The 12,162-nt window shown below is 45.3% G+C and carries 8 protein-coding genes; all 8 read right to left on the minus strand.

Features of this window, described 5'->3' with window-relative positions; genetic code table 11:
* Window positions 1-42: 42 nt before the first annotated feature.
* On the minus strand, window positions 43-1,188 hold the full coding sequence (locus tag M4I42_RS07290; RefSeq protein WP_268851543.1) for an RNA-guided endonuclease InsQ/TnpB family protein: 1,146 nt from the start codon (window positions 1,186-1,188) through the stop codon (window positions 43-45).
* 71 nt (window positions 1,189-1,259) lie between these two features.
* Window positions 1,260-1,343 (minus strand): helix-turn-helix domain-containing protein, encoded by an 84-nt coding sequence (locus M4I42_RS17150; RefSeq protein WP_442864082.1) that lies wholly within the window; start codon window positions 1,341-1,343, stop codon window positions 1,260-1,262.
* Between the two features lie 105 nt (window positions 1,344-1,448).
* Entirely contained in the window at window positions 1,449-2,615 is a 1,167-nt protein-coding gene (locus M4I42_RS07295) for an exonuclease SbcCD subunit D (RefSeq protein ID WP_268851544.1), read from the minus strand.
* Window positions 2,616-2,627: 12 nt separating this feature from the next.
* Window positions 2,628-6,335 (minus strand): helicase-exonuclease AddAB subunit AddA, encoded by a 3,708-nt coding sequence (gene addA, locus M4I42_RS07300; protein WP_268851545.1) that lies wholly within the window; start codon window positions 6,333-6,335, stop codon window positions 2,628-2,630.
* A complete protein-coding gene (gene addB / locus M4I42_RS07305; protein ID WP_268851546.1) occupies window positions 6,332-9,820 on the minus strand; it encodes a helicase-exonuclease AddAB subunit AddB in 3,489 nt (1,162 codons plus the stop codon). Before addB ends, addA begins: the two co-directional genes overlap by 4 nt.
* Before the next feature lie 258 nt (window positions 9,821-10,078).
* Window positions 10,079-10,615 carry a signal peptidase I gene (gene lepB / locus M4I42_RS07310; protein WP_268851547.1) on the minus strand — a complete coding sequence of 179 codons (537 nt, stop codon included), beginning with the start codon at window positions 10,613-10,615 and terminating at the stop codon, window positions 10,079-10,081.
* Between the two features lie 17 nt (window positions 10,616-10,632).
* Window positions 10,633-11,250, minus strand: a complete 618-nt coding sequence (locus M4I42_RS07315; protein WP_268851548.1) for a TVP38/TMEM64 family protein — start codon at window positions 11,248-11,250, stop codon at window positions 10,633-10,635.
* Between the two features lie 97 nt (window positions 11,251-11,347).
* A complete protein-coding gene (locus tag M4I42_RS07320) occupies window positions 11,348-11,935 on the minus strand; it encodes a competence protein ComK (protein WP_268851553.1) in 588 nt (195 codons plus the stop codon).
* Between the last annotated feature and the right edge of the window lie 227 nt (window positions 11,936-12,162).

The raw sequence follows: 12,162 nt of genomic DNA on the forward strand, positions 1-12,162 counted from the left end.
CGAAGGCTTTACTTCCCCACTAACGTATGGGTACATGTCGTGCTATATGCTAGATGTGGCATAGTTTCTCAAATTGATGCTAGCATTCAAATCACGATCGATTTCCATCCCACACGCTTCACAGCGGTATATTCGTTCGGATAAAGAAAGCTTCTCTTTCACATGACCGCAACGGCTACACCTTTTGCTTGAAGGATAAAAACGATCTGCCACGATCAACTCGATGCCATGCCATGCACATTTGTACGTCATTTGTCGTTTGAACTCGTGGAATGTTTGTTGTTGAATCGCTTTGGATAGCTTACGGTTTTTTAACATGCCACTTGTATTTAAATGTTCCATCACGACATACGCTGGCTTGGTTTTCACCAACGCTGTTGTGATGTGGTGGGTGTGGTTTAACTGTATGTTTTTCAGCCTTCGGCGTTTTTTCAACACAAGGAATTCAAGTTTCTTGATATTTTCCGTTTTTCTGTAACGGAATTCACCTCCTTCGGTTTGAATTTTATTCATTTCATATTTTCGCGACAGTTTTCTTTGTAGTCGCTTGATCTGTTTTTCAAGCTTTTTCACTTTCGGCGTGTGGTTGATGTTAGGAAATGTCATGCCATTGCTGACAGTAGCTAAATGTTTGACACCTAAATCAATCCCGATGCCTTCGTTGTACGTTTCATGATTCCCTTCGGCTTCTTCTACACCGATTGTTAAAAACCAATGCAGTCCATCAAACACGATTCGTGGGTTGACGTATTTCACATGTTTTCCATATGAAATACGACCTCGTTCCGCCAAACGAATCCAATTGAATTTTTGTTTGTTTTTCTTTTTCGAAGGTGTGAGTTTCTCTAGTTTCACGTGTGTGTCGGTCACTTTGATTTTTGAAGTATCTTGATAAAAACTTGGGCGCGTTCGTTTTTTCGTTTTGAACTTCGGAAACTTCGTCCGCCCTTCAAAAAAGTGTTTGTAGGCATTCGTTGCATCTTTGATCGCTTGTTTTGTGATGTTGTTTGAGAATTGATTGAGCCATGCATATTCTTTCGTTTGTTTCAGCTTCGTTAGCCTTTTTCTTATTTCACCGTCTTTCAAAAACTTACCGCCTTGTTTGTCATTCTCTTGTTGTTGTGCTAATGTAAAGTTATATGCCCATCTATATAAGTTGAATTTATGTTTTACAGTGAATCCATTCAATAATCTCGTCTTATCCCACTATGAATAACATAATTATAAGCATTCAAAAGCACGAAAATCTTTATTGCTGCTTATATAGCAACACCAGCGCATTGAAATAGCTTCGTCTTTTGCTTATTGTTGGGCAGAAGCATGACTTTGTACGTTTTAATCATCCTGACCCAACTCCTGAATCATTTTCTTCGCTTTGTTGGCAATACCGAAAAATATATAAAATGTATACAAATGTTTATAAAATTTTGTAGATATTATTTAACAGTTCATTCACCCCCGTCTTCCTCAGCAAGCAGCTCCATAAACAGCCGAACTAGCTCCGCTGTCGGCTTAGCCCCGCCCGTTTGTTTTTCGTAAAAACGTTCGAACAACGTTTCCATCGGAACGTTTTCTCGCATTTCCCATGCGAATTCTTCTTTCTGTAAAAAGTGCGGGCGAATGTAGACGAATCCTTCATGTCGCTTGCGCAACCGCTGAATGTCTTCTAGCGTCAATGAATGCTCGACGTAAATTTCTAAGTCAATCCACGCATTTCGGTCTCTTCCCTCATCTAGCCAACGATATACTTGCGCGATACCTTCCGTCGCTTTCCATTTGACAAGCGGTCGCCCGCTAGAAAGCGGAATTTCCAATACATTTGCCGGCTGGCCGGGTTTTACATCAACAATCGTTACCGACTTCGCATATCCTGCTTCTGAAAAGCTGTAAGCTAGCGGTGAACCGGAGTAGCGGGCCGGCTGAAGGGCGTGTTTTACGTTTTGCGGGCGGTGCAAATGCCCAAGCGCAACATACTGTGCATCTTTTGGAAACCGTTCCGGTGAAACGGTATAGGCCCCGCCGACTTCAATCGGCCGCTCTGAATCCGATGTCGCTCCACCGGCGACATAAAGGTGGCTCATGGCGATATTGACCGCATCAGCGCGAAACTGTTTATTCATCGCGGCAAACAACTCGCCAATTTTTTCGTCATATCGGTTACGCAGTTGTTGCTCGTCGCCCTCAGCGGCCAATAGTTGCGAAAGCCGCGATTCAGACGGATACGGAAGGGCGGCTAGCACCATCGTTTCGTCACATGATGGAACATAAATCGTCTGTACCTCAATGGTCGGCAAACCGAGCAAAATAATCGAATGGGTAGCCGCCAACACGGACGCAGCCGTGAGGCGGTCCGGATGGTCATGGTTTCCTGCAATGACCGCTACCGGCCGCCTCCCACCGTCGGATAGCCTCGCAAGACTTTCGTAAAAGAGCTGCTCGGCTGCTGCTGGCGGGTTAACGGTATCAAACGCATCGCCTGCTAGTAATACGGCGTCGATCTGCTCTTGTTCCACAATGGAAACAAGTTCATCGATAAATTGTTCTTGCTCGCGGAACCGACTCCGGCCTTCGAGCGTTTTTCCTAAATGCCAATCGGCAGTATGCAAAACTCGCACCCTTCTCCCCTCCTACATTGGAAACAGTTGCGCACAGTCAAACACATAAATGTAGCATTCGTCGACGCGCTTTTTCCAAATTTGTTCGATCGCTCGGCGATACAGTTCCATTTGCACACGATAACGCTCGATCATCAATGTTTGCACATCATTCACCCAACGAACATGATCGGTTTTAAAATCAATGAGCACGAATCCTTGTTCATCTTCAAAGATGCAGTCAAACACCCCTTGAACGAGCACCGTTTCTTCCCCGTCGTTCCATTGTGCATACGTTTCATGCGCCGGAAGTGCCAAGCTGAATGGTACTTCGCGTTCCACATGCGCTGCTTGGCGCAGACGGCGACCGATATCAGTTTGAAAAAAGGTTAAAATGCTAGCAATATCCACTTCTTGCGCCTGCTCGTCGGTCAACCATTCCCCGTGCACCATTTTCGCAATTTGTTCGCGAATCGCTGCTTCCGTGATGTCCCGTGTTAAGTCGATATGCTGCATCACAAGGTGCATGACCGTTCCTTTTTCAGTGGGACTTAATTTTTTCGCCTGCATAAAACGAGGCCGTTCCGTTATTTCCGTGCGAAACGGACGCAACAACGCTTGATCGCCGTGAACGCCAAACGTTTCCCGCTGCCGTTTTAATTCTGACACAGTCTGTTTCGCACGAGAGATGGTCGATGACCAGTGCGGATATAACCAATTCATCCGCCGTTTCACTTCTTCATGAAAGCTGCTTTGCAGCGGGACAGGCTCAAGCCGTTGCAATAATTCGCTCATTTGCTCCGCTGTTCGCTCCGGCTCATGCGCTTGCTTGTAAAACTCCGAAGCAGCAACGACTTGCACAGTCCATCGGGACGGATGGACAGCAATTTCGCTTTGTTCAATGCGGCCGTGATGAAGCGGTAAGCTGTCGGCATGGCGGATGAGCGCATGTCCAATCCAGTCTAAATAGCTTTTCGCTGAAGCGCGCACATAATCAGGCAACAGCCAATTTTCATGCGCCCGTACGGATTGCCATCTTTTTTTCTCGTTTTCTAGCTTTTTCACTGTCCCGACTAAATATAGTTTTTCTTTTGCCCTCGTTAACGCGACATATAAGACGCGCATTTCTTCTGCGAACAATTCAAGCGCCTGCTTTTTTTTCACCGCTAATTGCGCGAGTGTCGGATAGCTGACGCGCAAATGCGGATGAACAAAATGCGTCGCAAAGCCGAGATCTTTATCCAATAAATCGTTTCGCCGTAAATCTTGCATATTAAAGCTTTTTCCTAATCCAGCGACAAAAACGACTGGAAACTCTAAGCCTTTGCTTTTATGAATCGTCATTAACCGTACGACATCTTCTTGCTCGCCGAGTGCTCGCGCTGCGCCAAAATCATCGTTGCGCTCTTGCATGCGCTCGATAAAACGTAAAAACCGGAAAATGCCACGGAATGACGTTTTTTCAAATTGCCGCGCCTTTTCATATAACGCCCGCAAGTTCGCCTGCCGCTGTTTGCCGCCTAGCATGCCGCCTACAAAATCGTAAAAGCCAGTATCGCGGTATATTTTCCAAAGCAATTCCGCCAGCGAGTTTTGTCGTGCAGCTGTCCGCCAAGTTGGCAATTGTGCGGCAAATGGTGCAATTTTATGATGTAGCACTGCTTCTTTTTCACCTAACGGCTGTTTAGTCAAAAAGGCCGAAAACGCTTCATAAAAAGATCCTTTCGGTTTTTCAAGCCGCAAAAGCGCTAGTTCGTTTTCATCCAATCCAACAATCGGCGAGCGAAGCACCGCTGCAAACGGAATGTCTTGATACGGGTTGTCGATCACTTTTAACAATGACAACATGATTGATACTTCCGTTGCCGCAAAATAGCCCGATGAAAGTTCGGTATAAATTGGGATTCCTTGCTTCCGGAATTCTTCCATCATTTGCGAGGCCCATGGCATCGAGCGCAACAAAATAACGATGTCGCGATACATAATGCGCCGTTCTTTTTGCAAATGACGGTCGTATACGTAAAATGGCTCGTCGATCAATTGCTTAATTTTTTGCGCCATCCACCGCGCCTCTAGTTCCGCGTTCTCTAGCTCTTGTTGTTCATTTACCTCGTCTTGTTCTTCTCCCCCATTATCGGCACGATCGATCACGATACACTCAATCCGATGCTCTTTTTCTGGATAGTACGCAGCCCCAAACTTCAATTCCGCATCGTCGTCATACGCAATTTCGCCGACCGTTTCGCCCATGATCTGCTTAAAAATAAAGTTAGTGCCGTCCAAAATTTCACGGCGACTGCGGAAATTTTGCGCCAAGTCAATGCGAACGCCCGTCCCTGCTTCATTTGGTGAAAACCGACGATATTTCGTTAAAAAGAGAAACGGCTCAGCCAAACGGAATCGGTAGATGGACTGCTTTACATCCCCAACCATAAATAAATTGCCCGCGGCTTCTTCCTCGTGAATCACTAGCCGCAAAATCGTTTCTTGGACCATGTTGACGTCCTGGTACTCGTCAATGAGCACTTCTTCAAACTGCGCGCGGTAGTCAAGGGCCGCGTCAGAAGGAAGTAGCTGTTTCGGCGTCGACGAAGGATGCCGCAAAATTCGCAGACAGTAATGCTCTAAATCGGAAAAATCGACAATGCCTTTTTCTTCTTTCCGTTTTTGGAGTCGTTCGGCCAGTTGTTGAACAAGGTCGACGATCACCTCGACGATCGGCTTCATTTCTCGCAAATGGCGAAGCCATGTTTCCGGTTGGAACGAGAACAATTCTTCTTTTACGTCTTTCAGTTTCGCTTTCGCTTTGTCTCGTAACTCTTTTACAACTTCCGTCAGTTCTTCATCATATGTCCCGTTTTTCGGCTTCCGCTTCGCCGTCGGCCATGTGAGCGCCTGAAACGCTTCATAAAGCTTTTGCCACGAAGCGTTGCGTGCTTCCTCTAATTGTTGCAATTTCACCAAATCGCCTTCTAATGTTTCTCGAAGATAATCGGGGCCGTTTGGCTCACCCGTCCGCTCAAGCGCTTGCTGAAGTAAATGTCGCGCCGCTTGCAATTGAAAGTCAATATGTTGCCATAAATAGCGCACAAACGGAAGCTCATCAATCGCTGTTTCGTCTGCGATATCGTACAACGCGATAAGCTGGTTGAGCCATTCGTCCGGATACGGATGGGAACGAGAAAATTCGTATAAACGTAAAATTATCGTTTGTAAATTGGCATCGGTCCGATCGCTCGTGTAGCGGTCCACCACACTTAAAAACGCCTCATTTTCTCCTTTTCCATACTGTTCTTCAAACAGTTCTTCGATCACTTCTTCTTTCAGCAATTCGATTTCTGTTTCATCCGCAATCCGGAAAACAGGATCAATGTGAATCAAATAATAATACTTGCGAATCACTTCTAAACAAAACGAGTGGATCGTGGAAATCGCCGCTTTTTGTAATAGGCTGAGTTGCCGCCGTAAATGAAGCGAGTGCGGCTTTTCCGCCAGCGCCTTTTCGATTCTTTCTGCGATCCGTTGACGCATTTCCGCCGCTGCGGCGTTCGTAAACGTCACAACAAGCAACCGATCAATATCAAGCGGGCACTGTTCATCGATAATTTTTTGAATAATCCGTTCGACAAGCACGGCGGTTTTTCCCGATCCAGCCGCTGCGGCAACGAGCGTATGTGCTCCATCCGTCACAATCGCTCGCCATTGCTCGTCCGTCCATTGTACTCCTTCTGGTTTTTTCATTGATTTTCACCCCCAGTTTGACGAAGCGTATCCAATGTGGCATTTTTTAATAGGCGGTAGCGGTCTTGGTCGAGCGATTCATCCAATTGGCACACCGCTTTAAATTCGCAATATTGACAAGCTGTTTCGCTCTTCCGCTTATATGGGGCAATATCGACAACCCCGTCTATCATCTGCATACCTACTTGCTGAAAAATAGTCCGAACATGGCGACGCAACAACGCAAACTCTTGTTCTGATACGACTGCCGACGTTTTTGAGACAGACCCGTCTTTATTGATTTTCACTGGTACAATCGCAGATCCTTTGCCAGCATCGATCGTCTTGTCCATTAACTGAATAGCTTCGTAGTCCTCTAATACCAATCCGTTCATTTTAAAGCTTTCCAATATTTTTTGTTCCGCTTCTTCTGCTTTTAAAATCCCGTTCGGGCTTTTAATGATCGGGTTATGGATATGAAAATATAGCACGCCTGCTGGAAACGCATTTGTTCCGACAAGCTGCTCAGCATATTCGATAATAACATCCAAATATGCGAGCATCTGCAACGTCAAGCCGTAATAAATTTCCGTAAAGTCTAGTTTTTTATTGCTTGATTTATAGTCGATCACGCGCAGTAAAACTCCCCGCGAACTTTCCGCTCGATCGATTCGGTCAATGCGTCCGACAAGTTCTAACACCGTGCCGTCCGCTAACGGAAACAAAAGCGACGGAAGTGGCCCATTGTCGCCAAATTGCAATTCCACTTCCAACGGCGCAAACCCACTTCGTTTCGCTTGTTCGCTCAATACGCTTGTTGTGCGCGCCATAATTCGTTGGAGCTTTCGTTTTACGTAATGATAGCGATGGGAGCTAAGCAAAATTTCTTGCTGAATGTATGGCACAATTTGTTCTACCGCTTCGTACGACAATTTCTCGCATTGCTGTTTAGACAGCTCTGCCCAATCAAGTTTTTCCGCCCGAATCCGCTCAGTAATCATTTTCAGCGCATAGTGAAACAGCTGGCCGACATCTGGCGCTTCCAAACGAAAGACGTTTCGTTCTTTTAAACGAAGGCCGTAGGAAGCAAAATGGGCAAATGGACAACGGTTGAATTGCTCGATGCGGGACACGCTCGCCTTTATTTTATGGCCATACAGCTTTTTCCCTATCGCTTTTTCAAGCTTTTTCGGCTTATTCTCATAGAACAGCGCACGTAATACTTTTTTCGCGCGTTCCTTCCATTCGCCTTGTTCCGTATAGCAGTTATATACGTCCCACCAAATCGGCTCCACAGAGTATTGCCGCTTCCACGCTTGCAGTTGGACAGCGAGCGATTTAAGCGTCGTCAAATGGTTCGTAATAAACGAAAGCTGTTCCTCAAGCGATAAGCTAAGCGGCTCATTTCCCCACTGTTTTTCTAAAATAGACGGAAACATTTCTTTCATTCTTTTAATGAACATAGACGGCAATAGCGATTTTCCTTCTTCGTCTGCTAAAGGATACGTCATATACAACCGCTCGCTTGGACTTGCCAGCGCCAAATACAAGGCAAACGGCTCGTCCAACAGCTGTTCCCGGCTTGGCGGAGCAACGCGCACCGAAAAATGATGGAGCAGTTCACGATCTTGTTCTGACAGCATGCCACCATCGCTTTTCTTCGCGGGAATGACCCCTTCATTCACGCCAATGATAAATACGCATTTCACATCCGTAAGGCGGGAACGGTCAAAATGAGCAATGAGCACTTGGTCAATGGCCGGCGGTACGAGCGAAAATTGCAAGCTATCTAGCCCCGTTTCGATAATCGCCGCAAACAGTTTTAGCGGCATCGCTTCTTCGCCGAGAATTTCTACGTATTGATCGAGCAACTCGATAACCGCACCCCACGCTTGTTCATGATGGCGCGCCTCAAGCAATTGACCGTTTTGCTCCGCTTCGTCACGCAGCTTTTCCAACTTCTTCGGAATATCGAGCTGCTCAAAATATAAATAAAGCGCTTCGCACATGTCGCGTCCCGTTTTTGCTTTTTGCAGCCGTTTTTGTAGCGTCAGAAGCGGAACAGCCACCATCTCCCGCCATTCGTTCAGCTTCTCTTCAAATGCTTTTTCTTCATTCGTTTGCGGCACAGAAATGCCTTCAAGCCCCCGATAACGACGGTATGTCCAGCGTTCAAGCCACTTTGCTCCATAAATCCCTTGACCTAGTACGTAATTTTCTAGCTGATCCATCGCCTCGCGCATTGCTTGAACATCGCTGTCCGGCGGAAAAAAGAGATCGGTTTTGACCGCGCGAAAAATCGCTTCGTATCGCCAATTCGTGTGAATCGCTTCTAAACTTGCGCGGATCAGTTCAATAAACGGATGGTGCATCATCGATTCTTTCTCATCGATAAAATACGGGATGTTGTAATCGGCAAAAATTGTATGAAACAAATCGCGATAATCTTCGGAGTTGCGCACTAAAATGGCCATCTCGCGATACCTGTACCTTTCGTCGCGAGCAAGGCGAATTATTTCACGCGCAATGCCCTCTACTTCGGCTCGCCGATTGGTCGCTTGATAAATTTGCACGGATTCAGAATCTCTAGGAAACGAAACAGCCGGACGGGCGTCGTAGTGCATTTCTAAATGGCGCAACGCCTCGTCACGATGACGCACGTTTTCTTGCAACATTTCTAGTTCCTCAATCGACACGTTGTTTAAAAGGGCAATGTTGCGAAGCTCATGGTACGTTTTTCCCGTCATGCGAAACAAATGTAGATCGTGAGGAAGATGTTCATTGTACGGAGCATCAACGGTTAAGGCGACCGTCACCCGCTTGGCGCAGCACAATAGCTGTTCAAGCACCATATATTCTTGCGGAGTAAAATGATGAAACCCGTCTACATAAATATCCGCTTCTTGGATGTAGCGAGAGTGCGGAATTTTTTCCGCTAACAGCCGCAAATAATCTTCAGAATCGACGTACCGCTGCAATAGCTGGCGTTCAAATTCGGCGTAAATAAGCCGCAAGTCTTTCAGCTTATCCGCCAGCACTTTTTCGGCGGCGCTGGCACGATGGCGTAATTGCATTTCCGTTTGCTCAAGCTGCGCGGGTGTAATGCAGTAACGTTTGCACTCGATTAACATTTCTTCTAGCTGTTCAATAAACCCATGTTTATCGGTCGCACGAGCAAACAGGACAAGTTCTTCTTTCTGTTTTTCAACAATTTTTCTTAACAACATCCGAACGCCTGTTTCGTTTAAATGGTAGCGGCTCATGCCGCCGGTTTCTTGCAATACCCGCCATGCGAGCCGCGTAAAACTCAATACTTGGGCGCGAATCATTCCGCCAAGCCCTGGCGTTTCCACGAGAGCATACTCCGATTGAAACGTCATTTGCTCCGGAACAAGATAAATAATCGGCGGGCCAGCAGGTTGCTGCCTAAGCTGTTCGCGAATTTCGTTTAAACATTTCGTCGTTTTTCCTCTCCCTGCTCTTCCGATGATTAAGCGAAGCGACATAATTATCATCACGAAACTTGTGCAAGGAAGCCCCTGCCTAAAGACTAGGAAGGAATTGCGCCTTACGCAAGTTCCGCTTCCTCCTTTCTGTACGCATATCCATCAAATCAAGCCCACGACTTTAGTCGTTGGGTTTTTGACCTTTATTTTCCATTGTTTTCTCTTATTTTAGCACATACGTTCGTTTTTTTTAAAGAGGATTGTAGTAAATCCCTTATTTTACTAAAAAAGAAAAAGGTATTCTGTGCTGAATACCTTTTAAAATCGAGTCGCAAATTCGTGAACTGGCCAGTAGCGTACATTGACTTTTCCAACGATTCTGCTCATTTTCACAAATCCGAAATGACGGCTGTCCCAACTGTTCAAACGATTATCTCCTAATACGAACACGCACCCTTTTGGCACTACCTTTTTTCCCGTCACTTCTTCTAGCGTGAAATCTCCGGTCAATTTCCCATCAATTAATTTTCGTTTATACGGCTTTAAATACGGTTCTTCCATTGGCTTACCATTGACATAAAGCACATCGTTTTTATAAGCGATTCGGTCCCCAGGCAATCCGATGACACGTTTGACGTAATCTTCTTGCGTATTGGCGTGAAAAACGACAATATCAAACCGGTGAATGCTTCCCCATTTATTAATAATGAGCAAATTCCCTTGCTGGAGCGTTGGCATCATCGATTCGCCTTCCACGATGTAATTGGTAAACACTAAAAACCGAATAACTAAAATAACGGATAATCCGATTCCCCATATGACCGATTTTCTTCGATAGATTGGACGTTTGCTCATACCGTTGCTCACCTAATTTAAGAATCTCCCTCGCTCGGTTTTTCTGTCAATGAAAACTTCGCTTCCACTTTCTTTCCTGCGTACCATAAAAGAAAAACAATCACAACCACCGCCACTGTACGAAGCGGTTGTTTCGCCAGCGCTGCTAGGTCATAGCCAATAAAGCTGATCACAAAAATCATCACCATTTTCCCGAGCAGAACTGCTAAAATAAATTGTTGTCTGCTGACGCGTGACAACCCCGCCACGACGTTAATAATGGCGGATGGAGTAAACGGAAAACAAAATAACAAAAACAGCGGCCCGAAGCCGTGGCGCTCTACCCAGCTTACAAGTTGTCTCACTTTTTGATGGCGATTTAAAAATCGAAAGAATCGCTTTTGTCCAATTTTTCTAGCAAGCAAAAAAACAAAAATCGAGCCGAGGGAAGCCCCAATCCATGAAATCATAATGCCTTTCCATAAGCCAAATGCAGCGGCATTGGCCATGACAAGCACGAACATCGGAAGAATCGGAAAAAACGATTCCAGTAACGTGACGATCACGCCCGGCAACATTCCAAAAGAGCGGTAGTGTTCGAGCAATTGTAGTACGTGTTGTAGTGTAAACCATTGTTTTAATGTTTCAACGTCCATGAATACTCCCCATTCACATTGTTGCTATCCACTTTTATTTTACACGGTTGTAGGGGGAATATAAATAGAAAGAGCTTAAATCCGCATGAAAAATTTATTATGCTTCATCTTGCGGCTCATTATCTTTTTGTTTTTTTATCTGTCTAGGTTTTTCTAAATCTTCTGGCTTGTCCATTCGAAATAAATATTGCATTTTTCGTTCGCGCGCTTCCATCCGTTCGGACAGTTTCGTTCGCAATTGTGCAGTACGGTATAGCTGGTTGACAAATGAGTGGTAGGAAACATCGAGGCAAATCTTTTTGTTGTTTTTTAAATAGACGATCGTTCTCTCCCGGTGAGAAGGCTCATATTTCATGACATGCATATGCGAGATCCACACGCAATGTGCGTCATTTGGTGAGGCTGTTGGAAACACATAAATTTCATTTAGTGGCTCAACGGCGATCGGTGCTTTGTGCGTAATCCCGATAATGGCTTTTGTTCCTTCTTTTCTCCCTTTTAAACTCGCTCCATAATAGCCGCAGCTTCGCTCAATGATGTCGATCGGCCTTTTTTTGACGATGTACTCACCGTCTTCTTCAATGACTTTTGAATAACATTGCCCTGAACCAAGATGTGGTAAAATCGCCATCGTGTAGCGGGTCATGATAAAACCATCAATAATTGTTCGTTCATTCAGTTTCATCACTCATCCACTCCTTAAAAAGTTTTTACGTTTCCATCATATCATTAATAGTTATATTTTTCTATATTTTCAAAAAACAAAGAGCGATTTTTTTTAATCGCTCATGAGTTATAAAATGTTTGCTTTATTTCTTCTTCTGCCAAATGTTCGTTCGCTTGCTCGATAGCTGTATGCTCCGCTACCGATCCGCCTGCGTATGCCTCTTCATCTAAAAACGCTTGGCGAAA

This window comes from Anoxybacillus sp. J5B_2022, assembly GCF_026847645.1.
Taxonomy (GTDB): domain Bacteria; phylum Bacillota; class Bacilli; order Bacillales; family Anoxybacillaceae; genus Anoxybacteroides.